This is a genomic window from Rickettsia gravesii BWI-1 (assembly GCF_000485845.1).
In the GTDB taxonomy this organism is placed as follows: domain Bacteria; phylum Pseudomonadota; class Alphaproteobacteria; order Rickettsiales; family Rickettsiaceae; genus Rickettsia; species Rickettsia rickettsii.
Genome location: NZ_AWXL01000019.1, coordinates 14,106 through 29,458, shown reverse-complemented (window position 1 = coordinate 29,458; position 15,353 = coordinate 14,106). Strand labels below are relative to the sequence as shown.

The following is a 15,353-nucleotide window of genomic DNA, read 5'->3' as shown; positions in this document are numbered from 1 at the left end:
ACCCAAACCGTCATTGCGAGGAGCGAAGGACGTGGCAATCTCATGCAGTAATAACAAACTCCTGAGATTGCTTCGTCAAAACTTACAGTTTTTCCTCGCAATGACAAAATGTAAATTACGATCCGGCTTTGTTGTCTGCTTTAGGTAACATGATTTTTAAATCAGCTTTAGCTTCTAAATCAGCAATATATTTCTTTAGTACTTCTGCAGCTAATATATTATCAATAGTTACTTTTGCTTCTTCTTTTGTTGGAATAGGCACAGGTTTTTTCTCAAGCACTTTGATAATATGCCAACCGAAATCGGTTTTTACAGGAGTTGAAACTTCATTTACTTTTAAAGCAAAAGCTTTCTTTTCAAATTCCGGTACTAACTGCCCAGGTTGATTTAGTAGAATGTAACCGATAACGCCGCCGTTTGAAGCTGAAGCTTTATCAAGAGATAACTCTTCTGCAAGCTTAGTAAAGTTTCCGCCTTTGCTTAATTTGGTTTTTATATCATTAGCTTCTTTTTGAGATTTAACTAAAATATGAGCAACTTTTATTTGTTCTTTACCTTTAAGGTTACCGACATATTTATTATATTCGTCATCAAACATCTTATCTGTAATGTTAGATTTTATGTAGTTTGCTAGTAATTCTTGTTGAGCTAATTGATTTTTTGCATTTTCAAGTTTTTCTTGGAATTCTTTAGAAGAAGTAATATTTGACTTAGCAACTTCTTCTTTTAACAAAAGATTATTAACATAAATTTTTATTAATTTTTCCTGATCTTGTGGTGGAAAATCATCAAAATTTTTGATTGTTTCACCTGATTGAAGATTAAGCTGAGGCTTAAATTCTTTCATAATTTGCGATTCTTTTACTTCACCGCCTTTATAGGTAGCAACTACCTTGTCTTTATCAGCAAAAGCAATACCGGAAAGCATGCTAACTGATAAAAATATAACAGATAATTTTTTCATTTATGACTCATAATTGTGTTAAATAATAAGCTTAAATTTTATAAAAATAATATATAACCGTCAACAGCTATTTGAGAATATTTTATTTATTAATAATAATTTACAAATATTTGTAGTAAAAAAATGCCTTTCAATAAAAAATTATTCATTTAAATAAAATTATAACATTTGATAATTTTATAAAATATACCTATATTTAAGTACTAAAATACTAAAAATATCATAAGGACTTTAATGTTTTCTATTTTAAAAAAACTTTTCGGTACTGCAAATGATCGTACTGTAAAAAAACTATTTTCCGAAATTACAAAAATTAACTCGCTTGAACCTGCTATACAAAAATTATCAGATGAGGAGTTGAAGAATAAAACTGTGGAGTTTAAAGAAAAGCTTAAAAACGGAGCTACTTTAGACGATATAGTATATGAGGCGTTTGCGGTAGTTAGGGAAGCAGCTAGAAGAGTTTGCGGTATGCGTCATTTTGACGTTCAGCTTATAGGTGGCCTGATATTACATCGAGGCATGATTACCGAAATGCGTACCGGTGAGGGTAAGACCTTAGTTGCAACGCTTCCTGCTTACTTAAATGCTTTAACTGGAAAAGGTGTGCATGTTGTAACCGTAAATGATTATCTAGCACGCCGTGATTCTGCTTCCATGGGTAAAATTTACAATTTTTTAGGTTTATCGGTTGGATGTATTGTTGGCGGTATGCCTGATGAGGTAAAACGAGCCGCCTATAACGCCGATATTACTCATGCAACAAATAATGAACTCGGTTTCGATTATTTAAGGGATAATATGAAGTATAGTTTGCAGGAGCTGGTACTTCGTCCTTTTAATTTTGCTATCATCGATGAGGTTGATTCGATTTTGATAGATGAAGCAAGAACTCCGCTCGTTATCTCGGGTCCGGTTAATGATAATGCAGAATTATACGGTAAAATTGATAAAATAGTACGTCTGCTTAATGCAAGTGATTTTGAAAAAGACGAAAAATTAAAAACTATCAATTTAACGGAAACCGGCATTACACATATAGAATCGCTTTTAAGTAAAGAAAATATTATAAAACCGGATACCGGTTTATATGATTTTGAGAATTTAACTTTAGTACATTATGTTAACCAAGCCTTAAGAGCTCATAATATGTTTACTGTTAATGTAGATTATTTGGTGCGTGAAGGTAAAGTAATGATTATTGATGAGTTTACCGGTCGTATAATGGAAGGGCGTAGATATTCGGAAGGGTTACATCAAGCATTAGAAGCAAAAGAAAATGTGAAAATTCAAAATGAGAACCAAACTTTAGCATCTATTACTTTCCAAAATTATTTTCGTAATTATCCTAAATTATCGGGTATGACTGGTACGGCTATGACCGAAGCACCGGAACTAAAAGATATATATAATCTCGATGTGGTTGCAGTCCCAACCCATAATAAAGTTACAAGGCTTGACCTTGATGACGAAATTTACGGCAGTAAAAAAGAAAAATATGATGCTATCTTAAAGCTAATTAAGGATTGTTACGATCGTGGACAGCCTATACTTGTCGGTACGATAAGCATAGAAAAGTCAGAAGAACTTTCAAGCGTTTTAAATAAAGAAAAAATCCCTCATAAAGTATTAAACGCCAAATTTCATGAGCAGGAAGCTTTTATTATTGCTCAAGCAGGTAGGTTTAAGGCAGTAACGATTGCAACTAATATGGCAGGGCGCGGTACTGATATTATGCTTGGTGGTAATCCTGAAATGTTAATAGAACAGCTGGATAAAGAACATAATTATGAAGCTAAAATAGCTGAAATAAAAGCTCAAATTGCCGAAGAAAAGAAGCAGGTTATTGAAGCAGGTGGCTTATTTGTGATAGGTACGGAAAGGCATGAAAGCCGTAGGATAGATAATCAGCTAAGAGGAAGATCAGGTAGACAAGGTGATCCTGGTAAAACTAAGTTTTTCCTATCGCTTGATGATGATTTAATGCGTATTTTTGCATCAGATCGTATATCAGGAGTCCTTAGAACACTTGGATTAAAAGACGGAGAGGCTATCCACCATCCGATGATTAGTCGTTCACTTGAGAAAGCGCAGCAAAAAGTGGAAGGACATAACTACGAAATGCGTAAAAATTTATTACGTTTTGATGATGTAATGAATGACCAACGTAAGATAATATACGAGCAACGTACTGAAATTATTAAATCTAAAGATAGTCATGGTTTCTTAAATAGTACTACTGAGGAACTCGCCAAAAAGATAGTATTAACTTTCATGCCGGTAGGCTCTTATAGAGAAGATTGGGATATAGAGAATTTAAGCGTAGAATTACATCGTGTTTTTTCTATAAAATTTGATCATAATGTAGTAAGTAAAAATGATGTAACGGAAGAAGAAATCACGAAGGCCGTTATACAAATGGCTCATGATATATATAAGTCAAAAGAAGAAGCCTATAGTAGCGAGTTAATGCATAATGCTGTGAAATATATTTTATTAACTACCCTTGATCAAGTTTGGAAAGATCATTTATATAGCTTAGATCATTTAAGACAAGGCATATCTCTTCGAGCTTATGCCCAAAAAGACCCTCTTAGTGAGTATAAAAGAGAAGCATTTAACTTATTCGAGCAGATGCTTAATAATTTAAAAGAATTATTTATTCAAACCGTATACCATTTCCATATTGACTTAAAACATGTTCAAAAAGAAGATGTTTCGCTTGAGTATAAAAAACTTCAGAAAAATATGCGTGAGAGTCGGGAAGATCCAGCATTTAGTAAATATAACGCAGGAAGTAGCCTTGAGACTGACCTTAAACCAATCGTATCACGCATTGACCCAAAAGATAGAAACCCTGACGATCCTACTAGTTGGGGTAGGGTATCTCGTAATGAGCTATGCCCGTGCGGTTCAGGCAAGAAATATAAATATTGTCATGGTGCAAATGAATAGATGAAAACCTATAATACCCTACGATTTTTACTCTATGTCATTCCTGCGAAGGCGGGAATCCAGCAAAACTCGAAAAAATCAAAAGGTTATAGCTATTTCTTAAAATTTCTTTACATTTTTAGAAAAAGTAAAAATTCTTCGAGATTTTTATATTTTCTGGATTCCCACCTTCGCGGGAATGACATAAAACGAGCCATTAATTCTTAAGACAATACAACCTTTTGAAAAATTGTAGGGTATTATAATGAAAAACACTTTACCTCAGCGTTCTCTAAAAAGCCAAGCTAGGCTTAATTTTATAATGCAGCAAATTCTAGGTATTGTACAAGATAAAATCGCTATGATTATCTTGTATGGCGCTTTTGTACGAGGTGATTGGGTGCGTGATCTACCTAACGGTTGCCATAGCGATACCGATATTTTGATAATTCTGAAGAAAGGTAAATATAAAGGATATACTGCTTTAAAATTAAAAGATACAATATATACCAAATTAAAAAAGACAGGAGTAATAAAGTCTTAAATTATCCCATATGACTCACGAATATCAATAATTCTTGAATCAATAGATGAAGTAAACAGGCAGTTAGAAAAAGGACGTTATTTTTATACGGATATAAAAAAAGAAGGCATTCTTTTATATGATAGCAAGAAATTTACACTTAGCGAAGCTAAAGATTTCCCTTGGAGCGAGATGAAAGAAATTGCTAAAGATTACTATGAAGAATGGTTTAGAAGTGGATACGGGTTTTTGATTGATTGCAAATATCCATTTGAAAGAGGCGAATTAAACAAAAGTGCTTTTTATCTTCATCAAGCTACGGAGAGTTTTTACAGTAGCATCTTGTTAGTTTTTTCCAATTACAAACCTAAATTGCATGATATAGAAGAATTAGGGAGTATGGCAGAAAATTATAATAGTGAGCTATTGCAAGTATTTCCTATAACAACCCCTGAGCAAAAAGAATGTTTTGAGTTACTTCAAAAGGCTTATGTTGATGCAAGATATGATAAAAACTATAAAATTACAAAAGAACAGCTGCTTTATTTAATCGATAGAGTAGAAGAGTTGAAAGAAATCACCGAAAGATCTGCACAGCAAAGATTAATCAGTGGGAGTTCTCAGTATTGTTTGCGTGACTTCCTAATCGTCATTGCGAGGAAATTGCATAGCAATTGACGAAGCAATCTCAGGAGTTTGTTATTATTTCATAAAATTGCCACGCAGCCTACGGCTGCTCGCAATGACGATTTGGGTATCCAAGCAAGCCTTTTGCAGGAATGACAATGAAATCTTTATCACCTTTAAGAAATACAAAGTATAAATAAGTAAAATATGATAAAAGAATTATTAAATAGTAATTTAACTCTGTTGCTAAAGTCAAATAGAGTAGTGCAAGATATAGAACATTATGAAAAACAATGTAGCTTTGAAAATGTTTTAAAAGAGTCTATTTTTCTTGATAAAGTGGGCGTAGTAAGGAGTTTAAATGAATTACGTGCAGTATCTACTACTGAACTATTTTCGGCATCTACAAATAATGCACTAAAAGTTGCTAAATGGTTAGTTGAAGAAAAAAAAGCAAATGTTAATATGTGTAGTGATATTTTGAAGGATACGCCTTGAAATTCAGCCGCACGTCACGGAAATTATAAAGTAGCAGAATCTCTAATATCAAAAGGCGCTGCAGTAAACGGGAACGATGGAGCTTGGCTAGGATCACCTTTATATGAAGCGGTAAGCACTTTAATGTAGCAAAACTATTACTTAAGAACGGAGCTGAGGTGGATCAAAGAAAATCCGGAGGAATACCTTTGCATGCGGTTGCTAAAAACGTTCGATGTACTTCTAAAGATATTAAGGATGATTAAATATATAAGCTGTTAGTATCATATGGTGCTGATATCAACGCAAAAGTAGAATTTAAAATAGTATTTGTCGGTGAAAGTGAAGTAATAACGGAAGAATAATGATGTTTTGAGATATCTTAACATATTTATAGACATTGCCTAGAAATCGTTGATACCGTCATTGTAAGCGGCTGTAGGCTCCTGTTGCATGGATACCAAATTGTCATTGCGAGCGACTGTAAGGAGCGTGGCAATCCAGAAAAATAATAAAAATGCTAGGCATTTTACTAGATTGCTTCGTCAATTACTTTGTAATTTTCCTCGCAATGACGTAAACTTTTCAAATTATCAACTTTTTCTAGGCAATGTCTATTTATCGACACGGTAGTTATTGACAAGTTTAGGAAAAAGTTTTATATTTTTCACAAGTTTAAGAAAAAGTTAATAGTATATGTCTAAAGCAAAAACAGCCTCCAAAAATAACCCGACTTCTAGGGAACAGGCTAAAGAATATTTTCATAACGGTCAGAAAATCAAACCGGTCAAGCTTATTGCTGCTCAAAAGTCTTTTCTAGCTGCCGAATATGAATCTTCCGGAGATTTAGTCGTAGGGAGCAATGGTCAGCCATTACCTTGGGGATTAGTTAAAAGCTTATCTTAATATTTTCACTTCCAAAAACCTCGCCAATAAATAATCGGGGGCATAGCTCAGGGGTAGAGCATCTGCTTTGCACGCAGAGGGTCAAGGGTTCGATTCCCTTTGCCTCCACCACTTCCAATAAGGATTTCAAGGCTTTTTGAAATTTAGTAAAAACTTTGAATGTTCCTTTTGTTTTAATTTTCGCTCCATGTCTTGCTAAAAAAATATTCTGTACCTACTATTGGTTATGGGAAGTATTTACAACAGCAGAATCTAGGCAAAAACAATAATCTACATACTCAAAAGCTTAGGTTACTATTTACTTGAGAAAGAAATACACGAAGTTTTGCTAGAACTCAGTAATTATAGCAGTGAAGAGAATAATAAATTATTAAATACAACTTATTGACTTATTAATATTATTTTCTTATAAATTAACAAAAAAATAAGGACATAATATGAGTAGTACAACAAAAAATATAAATGCAAAGGGAGCAGCAAGCATGGGTCTTGATAGTTGGCTTGGCGTTACTATAGGTGATAATATTACTCACTCTTTTAGTTTAGATACTAATAGTAATATTTTTTAGGTATCACCGATACTATGAATTACTATAATGGCTTAGGTAGTATAGACATAAATAATGCACGTGTTAATTTTAATATAACTAATAGAGCTTTAGAAATAAATGCTAATAACAGACCTTTTAAATTGATTGTAGACGAGGATTCTTCTATAAAAATTGTAGAGTTGAACACTTATGATTCTCTTGTAATAGAGATATATCAAGGCATTGCTCTTAGAATACTAGACGAAGAATATCCTTCTATGCCTATAACTTTGGGGCAAAATGCTAAAGTGAATTTTATCTATGAAAATGAGCAATATACTTTTACAAATCATTATCAAGATAAAATGAGTTTCCAAGATATAAATACGTTAGCAAAAATGGCTAATCTACCTCATAAAGAATTTGTTAAAATTTTATCTAATAATTATACGCTAGAAGAAATAAAGGAGATTGCAGATAAATATAAAGCAATAGATAAAGAGGCATTAAATTTATTTATAGGACAAAATTATAAGCTTTTTTATAGCTCTGATCAAACTGAAAATCCTTTTAAAGATCATACTTCATTTTTAAATTAGTAGACAAATCTTTAGAAGAAAGTCCAATCCTTAATCTACTGCCTGTTGACCTAAAATATCATATAGCTTCTTATTTAGAGGACGAAGTCGATATAATAGGCAATGACAGCTAAATCCTATATATAATTATCCTCTATCTACTACAATGCAAGCTGGCATACATATTGGCATGCAAGAAGATTTAAGCTATACGGCAAAACTTGCCAATCACTTAATACATAAAAATGGTACGCAATGGCTTGATGTTCTAGATCAGGCGTTAAATTTATACCAGCTAGGCACTCAGACTATGCAGATAGCAGGCGATATAAGAAAGCTAGTAGCAAGCACATCGCTGGTAGACTTAAAGAAAAATTTACAAAATCTTGACTCTGTAAGATTTGGTATGTAGGTATCAAGGGGAGTAAGTACTACAAATAATTTAGTAGTTGAGAGTTTGCAGGACGTAATACAAGCACGGATGTTCGGTATGCAGATGAGCGTTGGCTTTAATAATGCCGGGACATATAAGGAGCCAGGAGGTAAAGCTGAAGTAGCTAGCCGAGATGTAGTGCGGACAACAGAATTATCAAAAAAATTTACTTTACTCTATTAGTGGTACGATAAATATATGATAAATAAATTATGTACCTAAAAGAGTAACAAAATATATTAGATTTTGAATCTCAAATTGAACAAAAAGACGCCACATTAGAATTATATATAGAAAACAATTCTTTTAATATATTGGATACTTTAAATAAGATAAATTCGATTCCACATACGTCACTTAATAATATATCATCTTCTGAAGAAAATCCATTAATTAGGAGTTAACCGCCATTAATGGACAAAAAATCCACCTTATTTATTCTCCGATAATTAAAAAAGTTTTAGCGTATATTAGTGAAGATAATAAAATTATTGAAATAAAGAATGAAAAGACTCCAAAGAATTTGATAGGTTTAAATGATTCAAAAGTATTTGAAGCGTTTTGTAGCAATATTTATGCAAAAGTAGCTGTATTAAGTGATGGAGAGTATAAACTTTACGTAGATCACCAAGGCTTAGTAGGAGTGCTTCCAACTCATTCTACAGGTTCTACTGGTACTAATGGAACAGTGGCTACTCCAGTGCCACAATATGAATCTGCATCTATTACTCCTAGAACAATGAATGCAGTAATTAATACTCCGATAACAGCAACCGTAGGAGGAACAGAGCCTATTATTATTAAAGAATATCAAGAACATATTCTGCAGAATGGATATTCAAATCTATATGTTATACGTTTTGCAATAAAATTTGATCCTTCAGATCCTGTAAGTTTGAACAGTCATATATTACCTAACTCAATCTCAGGATTAACCCAAATTGAACAAGATATATTTATGCCTTGCATGAATTAATGCTTACAGGTCCTGCAAGTTCTATTATTGGGATTGGACCAGGTAATTTTCCAAATAACGTAGTATTAGTAGATTTTTTTAAAAGAGACCTAGGTACTCAGCAAATACAAATAGATAATATTACTGGTTTTCCTGCTAGCATTCATACTGTATGTTTATTGAAAAAAGAAAATAATATAGTCACTTTAATTGATCCAAATAATTTCATTTTTAGTAATCCATTAGAAAACTTTGTTATAAATTTCTTGGGCCATCTCTATTTCCTAACCTAATCCCACCTTTCACCATAGAAATAGAACAAAATATTCACGGTAATAAGCAAAAATTTTATAAATCTGATCCAACAATACCTGTTGGAAGAGGAACAAATAATTCAAGAGATTGCACAGATGTTACAGTTTAAATTGCATTTAAATTAAACGAAGAACAACAAAAAGGTATTAATAATATAGCAACCCTATTGGATCGTATAAAATCTTTATCAAATCAAAAAGCAGTTAATATTTTAATACCATATGATGAGATAAACATGCGTGAATTGCAAGATTCATTTGCTGCTCGTAGAGAGGAAACAATTAATTTATTAACAAAATATAAAGGTAATACTAATCTTGCACAAAAGAGAGGTGTTACGACTTTAGCAAAATTACAGAAGTTTGATAGATTGCTAACTGAAGTAGAAACATTTTGTAATCAACCGGCAATTCAATCACTGTTACAAGATCTAAATAAACTTTAAGTAGTTGTAACAAAAAGATAAATAAGGTAGTATATTTTAAAAAGAGAAATTAAGAAAAATCTATTACACCTAGCCGTACAAGATAATAGTATAGAAAAAGTTAAGCCAGTGCTGAGGACTGCTTCAGAATTTACCGATATATGTGATGAAGATGGGCAAGACTCCTTTACATATGGCTATTGATATAGGAAACATTGAAATAGTTGGGTTACTTCTTGAGAATATGAATAATGACGCTATTATTAACCAACTAAAGATAGTAATAAATATACTGTCTTGCATTTGGCAGTACAAAATAGTAATTTAATAATAGTTCAAAAATTGTTTAGCTTTTTAAGTGACACAGAAAAATTGTTGCAACTTGTAAACTCTGTTGATGAAAGTGTCAAACTGCATTACGTTTAGCGATTAGCAAAGGTAATACAAATATAACAAAATTACTTCTTGAAGCAATGGATTTCGAAAATATTATCAAATCAACTGAAGATAGCAACAGCTATGTCGTTTTACATTTAGAAGTGCATAGTGGTAATAAAAATATAGTTACAAAACTATTAAGCGTTCTTAGCACTGATTTAAATAAATTATCACAACTTTTAAATGCAGTTGATAAGCATTGTCAAACTGTATTACATTGGGCTGTTAGCAATGGTGATACTGACATAACAGAATTACTTCTTGAAAAAATGAATCTTAAAGACATCACCTCAATAACTAGGAATTTATCTTTACCAGTGAATAATAAAATAAATGCATTAATTACTACTAGATTACAAAAATTAGAGAATAAAGAAGTTAGTTATCAAGAATATCCTGCTCCTTCAAAGTCTATAACAGAAAAAAGCTTTATATTAAGTGATGAAAAAATTGATTATTCAAAGGATTTATTTGGATAAAGAAGCTTAAATACACCCTAAATTAAAGGTAATCTAAATAGTACTTTTACTTTGCTATTGGTTAAAGAAAAATATAAAAATTATTAGCTTATATTAATTCTTCAGACAAATTTCACATAAACAGAGGATTAGAAACTAAATAATCAGTTTCTATCCTCTGCTAAGAATTTTAATTTATTCTATTTCGTTAATTATATTATCAATAAACGGTAAAGTTATAGGTAAAAAACAAACAAAAACGGTGCTTTCTTTTTCGGTACTTATAACATCAAGCTCACCGCCCATTTCGTTTACTAACTGTTTTACTATAGCTATGTTTAAATTGAAACGGAATTTTTGTTATAGCAATATATAAGTTGCTCTTCCTCTTTAGATAGAATCGGTGTGGTCGACTTTATTATGAATTCTAAAACAACTTCTTTGGGCTTATCGTATTTTACTTCTTGGTGCGCTTTATCAAATGGATTCACAGTTACTGTAATAGCACCCTTAGCATTATATTCGATTGCATTAGTGATTAAATATTTTAATATATTGCTAATCTTATAATAATCCCCAACTATAGTATAAGGTATATCCTTAGGTATATAGCTGAGTCTTAAATTCTTTTCCTTTGCTTCCTGTTTCATTAAATCTATTATAGAAGAGTTCTTTAGAAGTAATCTTTTTATGTAATAAAGGATTAGTATTTGACGAAGTATTAGTGAAAGTAATTAATTTGTTACTATGTTTTATTAGTGCTTCTATAGTATTTTTAATGTTTGTTAAATTAAGGCTTTTTTCTTGATTACGTTCTAATTTTAAGAATTCAGTAATATCACTGTGTAGCATTTCATAAAAACAAAGCAGTTCCCCTACGTAACGTGAAGTAAATTCATGTTGTGCGGTTTTTAAAGTCATGACTTCATGTTGTGTGGTTCTTAGTTCATTTTGTAAAATCATACATTTATGAATATCACAATCACTTTCTGAATTATCTTCTTGTATATGGTTTCTGCCGCTACCACCTTCCATTAAGGATTTTAAGCTAGCGACTACCGGTAAAAGCTTTGTTTGGTGTTCCCAGCTATTATATGATTTTTGGGTCACTTTAGAAGTATTTCTTGAATTATTAGGGTTAGCTTTTTTGTGTTTTGATTGTGGGGTATTATTTTTTGTCATGATATGTCTTCACTGTTTTGATTGTTCAAATGGTGCGTAGGAATTAGATTGGTTTGTCGACTTTAGCTAATTTCTATGTTTTATATTACCTTATGCAATATCACCGGACCTATATTTAGTTCAGGTAATTTAATAAATCCAGTATTATTTTTGCTTTAAATTGAAAATTATATTAAATATATTTGGTCTATAGAACAAAATAGCGATAATTAATATAAATAAACTAAAAGTTATTAAAAATCGTTATAAGTGCCACAATATTCATTATTGAATAATTGGTATTTTTCTCTCTAGTGCTTGTTCCATGTGGGTTCTTACTGCCTTAACATTAAGCCTTGCATAAATTAGAGTAGGCTTAATACTTTTATGACCAAGAGTTTTACCTATTATATTTGTATCAATATTTTCACTTGCCATCCAGCTGGCTAAGGTTCTACGAGATCGTGTATTCTCAAGTTTTCTATTTTTGCTTTATTAATAATTTTGTTCCAAGCTTTTTTAGGTTCTTGTAAATGACCTGTTTTACTTTTTCTAGGACTTGGCAATACCCACTCGATAATTATTTCTTTTGTGTCGGCTTCTTTTTTTCTTCTTTCTAATATATCTATAGCTGGTGGCAATAGTGGTATTACATGCGGTTTCCCATTTTTAGTATTTGGAATTTCCCAAGTCTTTTTTTCCCAATTAATATCTTTCCACGCCATTGCCAATACATTTCCTTTCCTAGCGGCAGTATAAAGAGAAATACAAACATAATCTCTCATTAACGGTATAGCATTTTTTAATGCTTAAAAAAAAGCTTGTATTTCTTTTTCTAATAAGTATCTAACTCGTTCTTCTTCATCATTAAGTGTTATATTATCATCATATATAGGGTTCTTTTCAAGAAAACCCCATGTAATAAGTTTATTAAATATTCTTGTAAACCTTTCTACTGCTACGTTTGCAGTTCTAAGTTTTTTAGCCTTAGTTAAGTCATTAAAAATTTTCTGTATATCTTCCCTTGTAATATCTGTTATTGGTTTTTCGTACAAATGACTTGCTTGTCTATTCATATCGGCAATAATATCTTTCCATCTTTTTATTTTATATTGTGCATAATCACTTATATATTTGTCGAATAGTGTTTTAAAGTTTAACATAGCTTTTACTTCTTCTTTCGATAAATTACTTGTGTTGTCATCGCTAGCAATTTCCTCTTTAAATTCAGTAGCTTTCTTTCGTGCTGTCGCAATTGATAATTTTGGAAAGCGTCCTATCCACTTTAATTTGTACCTAGCGTTTATTTTTTTACCATAATAAAAAGTTTTACTACCGCCATAAGATGCTATGATACTAAGCCTTGTAATTTATCGTCTTTATATTTTACTTGACTTTCTTTGGGCATTGTAATTTTAATAAGCTCGCTATGTGTAAAATTAAATGAGTCATTAGTCATAATTATTCTTTAATTTAAATTTTATATTTAACCATAAGCTGACTGATATAACTCGATTAAAAAGGATATGCAAGTCCTAATTTTAAAAAATATTATGGCATTGCTAACTAAAAACAGATTAGTTAATAAATTAACATCATTGCAAAAAAATTCATATTAATCAAAATTTGACTTGGAATTTAATAATAATTGCTAGATAAGGCAATCTAAAATAGTATTCAAGGATTATTTGAATAAAATTGATTAAAACGTTATAACTATTAAGATTTCAGGGGGTAAATAAGAAAAAATTATGATAGTTCTCGAATTATATAAAAATAGACCCTCTGCTTGTCACACAGAAGGTCGTAGGTTTGAACCCCTTTGTCTCCACCAAATATCTTCAGGCTTTCCAACCTTTCTAAATTTTCTAAAAATTCCATATGCTGCAAATAAACTAATTTTTTAAATTAAGTAAGTTTTTATTTATAACTAAATATTTTATTATTAATTTTGAGCTATAAACAAACATATAGTTGAAAAATAATTGTTACCATCTATTTTTATGAAAACTAGATTGGTTGTTTTGCAATTTTTAACCTATATAATCTATCACTAGATAAAATAAATCAAATAAAGATATGCTTGATCAAGTAAAACAAAATCAAATAAATAGTGCTGCTTGGGCTGCTTGTGATACTTTTCGCGGTGTGATGGATACAGCAAATTATAAAGATTACATATTAGTAATGCTATTCTTTAAATATATTTCAGATGTTTGGAAAGTGCATGCAAAAAAATATGAAGAAAAATATAAAGACGAACCTTTAAGAGCCGAACAACAATTAAAACGAGAACAATTTGTAATACCGCAAGGTGCAAATTTTTATGATGTTTTCGGACAACGAGAAGCATCTAATATCGGTGAACTTATAAATGAAGCTTTAGAACAAAATAGAAAAGGAGAACTCTGCTAAATTAGGTGAAGTATTTCGTGTCGATTTTAACTCAGAATATAATTTAGGTAAGATTAAAGAACGAAATCGTCGTTTAAAAATGCTGTTAGAAGATTTTAACAAACCGGAATTAGATTTAAGTCCCGATAGAGTCAAGTGCAGATATTATAGGCGAATGTTATATTTATCTAATATCACGCTTTGCTTCAGATGCAGGCACAAAAGCCGGAGAATTTTATATTCCTGCTGCCGTATCAACTTTACTTGCCAAGCTTGCTGCTCCGGAGTCCAGCAATACAATTTGTGATCCGGCTTGTGGCTCCGGTTCACTATTAATTAGAGCGGCTAAAGAAGTAGAGAATGATAATTATGCACTTTACGGTCAAGAAATGACTAATACAACATGGGCATTAGCACAGATGAATATGTTTTTACATGCGGAAGGCGGAGCACATATTTATTGGGGTGATATACTAAATCATCCGGCGTTACTTGAAAACGATAAGCTTATGGAGTTTGATATAGTTGTTGCTAACCCGCCTTTAGTTTAGAAAAATGGGGGCATGAAAACGCAGCTAATGATGAGTATAATCGTTTTGAGCGTGGTATCTCTCCTAAAAGTAATGGAGATTATGTCTTTATTTTGCATATGATTAAAACCACTAAGCCGCGGAGTGGACGTGCTGCTATAAGTAGTACCGCACGGCGTATTATTTCGTGGGGAAAGTGAAGGTTTAATTCGTCAGAGTTTAATCGAAGATAATCTATTAGATGCAGTAATTGGTCTACCTGCTAATCTTTTTACTTCAACTAGTATTCCTGTTGCTATTTTAGTATTTGATCGCTCAAGAGAAGAGAAAGGAGAAAACGAACAGCGAAAAGATATATTATTTATCGATGCTAGTGGATTTTTTAACGCAGGTAAAGGGCAGAATTTTTTAGAAGACGAGCATATTAATAAAATTGTTGATACTTATAAAAATAGAAAAATCATTGAAAAATATTCTCATCAAGCAAATATCGAAGAAATTCGTGAAAATAAATATAATTTAAATATTCCCCGTTATATTGATACATATGAGAATGAGGAAGAAGTTAACATAGCAGAACTGCAAAAAGAAATCCAATAATTCGAAAAAGATTTAGTAAATATACGTTCACAGCTGGATATTCATCTAAAAGAGCTTGGGGTTGTTAAAGGATGATTCAAGAGTACCCTTGGAGAGATAGCTTATA

Annotated in this window: 20 protein-coding genes, 1 tRNA gene and 3 pseudogenes; 19 read left to right on the top strand and 5 right to left on the bottom strand. The window is 31.5% G+C overall.

What is annotated here, in order from left to right:
• Positions 1 to 115: 115 nt before the first annotated feature.
• Positions 116 to 964 carry a foldase protein PrsA gene (locus RGRA_RS0105755; protein WP_017442378.1) on the bottom strand — a complete coding sequence of 283 codons (849 nt, stop codon included), beginning with the start codon at positions 962 to 964 and terminating at the stop codon, positions 116 to 118.
• A 234-nt stretch (positions 965 to 1,198) separates the two neighbouring features.
• On the opposite strand from RGRA_RS0105755, the gene secA reads away from it, so the two are divergent.
• From secA to RGRA_RS12610, 16 genes and pseudogenes are all read left to right on the top strand, one after another.
• The gene (secA, locus tag RGRA_RS0105750) at positions 1,199 to 3,919 is read left to right on the top strand and encodes a preprotein translocase subunit SecA (RefSeq protein WP_017442377.1); all 2,721 of its coding nucleotides are present in this window, start codon (positions 1,199 to 1,201) and stop codon (positions 3,917 to 3,919) included.
• A 244-nt stretch (positions 3,920 to 4,163) separates the two neighbouring features.
• Positions 4,164 to 4,442, top strand: a complete 279-nt coding sequence (locus RGRA_RS13700; RefSeq protein WP_024547356.1) for a nucleotidyltransferase family protein — start codon at positions 4,164 to 4,166, stop codon at positions 4,440 to 4,442.
• Between the two features lie 171 nt (positions 4,443 to 4,613).
• Positions 4,614 to 5,099 carry a HEPN domain-containing protein gene (locus RGRA_RS13695; protein WP_024547355.1) on the top strand — a complete coding sequence of 162 codons (486 nt, stop codon included), beginning with the start codon at positions 4,614 to 4,616 and terminating at the stop codon, positions 5,097 to 5,099.
• A gap of 156 nt (positions 5,100 to 5,255) precedes the next feature.
• Positions 5,256 to 5,546 (top strand): hypothetical protein, encoded by a 291-nt coding sequence (locus tag RGRA_RS0105740; protein ID WP_017442376.1) that lies wholly within the window; start codon positions 5,256 to 5,258, stop codon positions 5,544 to 5,546.
• 158 nt (positions 5,547 to 5,704) lie between these two features.
• Positions 5,705 to 5,890, top strand: a pseudogene (locus RGRA_RS14415) (ankyrin repeat domain-containing protein).
• A 331-nt stretch (positions 5,891 to 6,221) separates the two neighbouring features.
• On the top strand, positions 6,222 to 6,431 hold the full coding sequence (locus RGRA_RS0105730; RefSeq protein WP_004998070.1) for a hypothetical protein: 210 nt from the start codon (positions 6,222 to 6,224) through the stop codon (positions 6,429 to 6,431).
• 36 nt (positions 6,432 to 6,467) lie between these two features.
• Positions 6,468 to 6,542 (top strand) — tRNA-Ala (locus tag RGRA_RS0105725).
• Positions 6,543 to 6,868: 326 nt separating this feature from the next.
• Positions 6,869 to 7,000 carry a hypothetical protein gene (locus RGRA_RS14150; protein WP_017442374.1) on the top strand — a complete coding sequence of 44 codons (132 nt, stop codon included), beginning with the start codon at positions 6,869 to 6,871 and terminating at the stop codon, positions 6,998 to 7,000.
• 14 nt (positions 7,001 to 7,014) lie between these two features.
• A complete protein-coding gene (locus RGRA_RS0105715) occupies positions 7,015 to 7,560 on the top strand; it encodes a hypothetical protein (RefSeq protein ID WP_017442373.1) in 546 nt (181 codons plus the stop codon).
• Positions 7,561 to 7,729: 169 nt separating this feature from the next.
• Positions 7,730 to 7,951 carry a hypothetical protein gene (locus tag RGRA_RS09215; protein ID WP_134820334.1) on the top strand — a complete coding sequence of 74 codons (222 nt, stop codon included), beginning with the start codon at positions 7,730 to 7,732 and terminating at the stop codon, positions 7,949 to 7,951.
• Positions 7,952 to 7,996: 45 nt separating this feature from the next.
• The gene (locus RGRA_RS13690; protein WP_157668034.1) at positions 7,997 to 8,155 is read left to right on the top strand and encodes a hypothetical protein; all 159 of its coding nucleotides are present in this window, start codon (positions 7,997 to 7,999) and stop codon (positions 8,153 to 8,155) included.
• 340 nt (positions 8,156 to 8,495) lie between these two features.
• Positions 8,496 to 8,948, top strand: a complete 453-nt coding sequence (locus RGRA_RS13685; RefSeq protein WP_017442371.1) for a hypothetical protein — start codon at positions 8,496 to 8,498, stop codon at positions 8,946 to 8,948.
• Positions 8,936 to 9,220: a hypothetical protein gene (locus RGRA_RS13680; protein WP_236609826.1), complete on the top strand. Its 285-nt coding sequence runs from the start codon at positions 8,936 to 8,938 to the stop codon at positions 9,218 to 9,220. The genes RGRA_RS13685 and RGRA_RS13680 overlap by 13 nt, the downstream gene beginning before the upstream one ends.
• A gap of 188 nt (positions 9,221 to 9,408) precedes the next feature.
• Positions 9,409 to 9,687: a hypothetical protein gene (locus RGRA_RS13675; protein WP_017442369.1), complete on the top strand. Its 279-nt coding sequence runs from the start codon at positions 9,409 to 9,411 to the stop codon at positions 9,685 to 9,687.
• 145 nt (positions 9,688 to 9,832) lie between these two features.
• Positions 9,833 to 9,994, top strand: a complete 162-nt coding sequence (locus tag RGRA_RS14410) for a hypothetical protein (protein ID WP_017442368.1) — start codon at positions 9,833 to 9,835, stop codon at positions 9,992 to 9,994.
• Between the two features lie 145 nt (positions 9,995 to 10,139).
• Positions 10,140 to 10,583 carry an ankyrin repeat domain-containing protein gene (locus RGRA_RS12610; RefSeq protein WP_017442367.1) on the top strand — a complete coding sequence of 148 codons (444 nt, stop codon included), beginning with the start codon at positions 10,140 to 10,142 and terminating at the stop codon, positions 10,581 to 10,583.
• Positions 10,584 to 10,900: 317 nt separating this feature from the next.
• Here RGRA_RS12610 and RGRA_RS0105670 read toward each other — a convergent pair whose 3' ends face one another.
• From RGRA_RS0105670 to RGRA_RS13655, 4 genes and pseudogenes are all read right to left on the bottom strand, one after another.
• On the bottom strand, positions 10,901 to 11,212 hold the full coding sequence (locus RGRA_RS0105670) for a hypothetical protein (RefSeq protein ID WP_017442365.1): 312 nt from the start codon (positions 11,210 to 11,212) through the stop codon (positions 10,901 to 10,903).
• Positions 11,163 to 11,744, bottom strand: coding sequence for a hypothetical protein (locus RGRA_RS13670; RefSeq protein ID WP_017442364.1), 582 nt, complete (start codon positions 11,742 to 11,744; stop codon positions 11,163 to 11,165). The genes RGRA_RS0105670 and RGRA_RS13670 overlap by 50 nt, the downstream gene beginning before the upstream one ends.
• Positions 11,745 to 12,008: 264 nt before the next feature.
• Positions 12,009 to 12,448 (bottom strand): annotated as a pseudogene (locus RGRA_RS14405) (site-specific integrase).
• Positions 12,449 to 12,532: 84 nt separating this feature from the next.
• Complete coding sequence (locus RGRA_RS13655; RefSeq protein ID WP_017442361.1) at positions 12,533 to 12,886, bottom strand: hypothetical protein; 354 nt, start codon at positions 12,884 to 12,886, stop codon at positions 12,533 to 12,535.
• A 916-nt stretch (positions 12,887 to 13,802) separates the two neighbouring features.
• Here RGRA_RS13655 and RGRA_RS13645 point away from each other — a divergent pair.
• The 3 genes and pseudogenes from RGRA_RS13645 to RGRA_RS14685 all read left to right on the top strand — a co-directional run bounded on the left by RGRA_RS13645 (position 13,803) and on the right by RGRA_RS14685 (position 15,247).
• Complete coding sequence (locus RGRA_RS13645) at positions 13,803 to 14,138, top strand: type I restriction-modification system subunit M N-terminal domain-containing protein (RefSeq protein ID WP_024547354.1); 336 nt, start codon at positions 13,803 to 13,805, stop codon at positions 14,136 to 14,138.
• A gap of 125 nt (positions 14,139 to 14,263) precedes the next feature.
• Positions 14,264 to 14,847: pseudogene (locus tag RGRA_RS14145) on the top strand (HsdM family class I SAM-dependent methyltransferase).
• Between the two features lie 7 nt (positions 14,848 to 14,854).
• A complete protein-coding gene (locus RGRA_RS14685; protein WP_408005784.1) occupies positions 14,855 to 15,247 on the top strand; it encodes an N-6 DNA methylase in 393 nt (130 codons plus the stop codon).
• The last annotated feature ends 106 nt before the right edge of the window (positions 15,248 to 15,353 follow it).

Excerpts from the sequence above, each read along its gene's own strand:
- RGRA_RS13670 (WP_017442364.1), bottom strand. The coding sequence starts at position 11,744 with ATGACAAAAAATAATACCCCACAATCAAAACACAAAAAAGCTAACCCT.
- RGRA_RS0105740 (WP_017442376.1), top strand. The coding sequence starts at position 5,256 with ATGATAAAAGAATTATTAAATAGTAATTTAACTCTGTTGCTAAAGTCA.
- RGRA_RS0105670 (WP_017442365.1), bottom strand. The coding sequence starts at position 11,212 with ATGAAACAGGAAGCAAAGGAAAAGAATTTAAGACTCAGCTATATACCT.
- RGRA_RS09215 (WP_134820334.1), top strand. The coding sequence starts at position 7,730 with ATGCAAGAAGATTTAAGCTATACGGCAAAACTTGCCAATCACTTAATA.
- RGRA_RS13645 (WP_024547354.1), top strand. The coding sequence starts at position 13,803 with ATGCTTGATCAAGTAAAACAAAATCAAATAAATAGTGCTGCTTGGGCT.
- secA (WP_017442377.1), top strand. The coding sequence starts at position 1,199 with ATGTTTTCTATTTTAAAAAAACTTTTCGGTACTGCAAATGATCGTACT.
- RGRA_RS13655 (WP_017442361.1), bottom strand. The coding sequence starts at position 12,886 with ATGTTAAACTTTAAAACACTATTCGACAAATATATAAGTGATTATGCA.
- RGRA_RS0105730 (WP_004998070.1), top strand. The coding sequence starts at position 6,222 with ATGTCTAAAGCAAAAACAGCCTCCAAAAATAACCCGACTTCTAGGGAA.
- RGRA_RS0105755 (WP_017442378.1), bottom strand. The coding sequence starts at position 964 with ATGAAAAAATTATCTGTTATATTTTTATCAGTTAGCATGCTTTCCGGT.
- RGRA_RS14150 (WP_017442374.1), top strand. The coding sequence starts at position 6,869 with ATGAGTAGTACAACAAAAAATATAAATGCAAAGGGAGCAGCAAGCATG.
- RGRA_RS14410 (WP_017442368.1), top strand. The coding sequence starts at position 9,833 with ATGAAGATGGGCAAGACTCCTTTACATATGGCTATTGATATAGGAAAC.
- RGRA_RS0105715 (WP_017442373.1), top strand. The coding sequence starts at position 7,015 with ATGAATTACTATAATGGCTTAGGTAGTATAGACATAAATAATGCACGT.
- RGRA_RS13700 (WP_024547356.1), top strand. The coding sequence starts at position 4,164 with ATGAAAAACACTTTACCTCAGCGTTCTCTAAAAAGCCAAGCTAGGCTT.
- RGRA_RS13695 (WP_024547355.1), top strand. The coding sequence starts at position 4,614 with ATGAAAGAAATTGCTAAAGATTACTATGAAGAATGGTTTAGAAGTGGA.
- RGRA_RS12610 (WP_017442367.1), top strand. The coding sequence starts at position 10,140 with ATGGATTTCGAAAATATTATCAAATCAACTGAAGATAGCAACAGCTAT.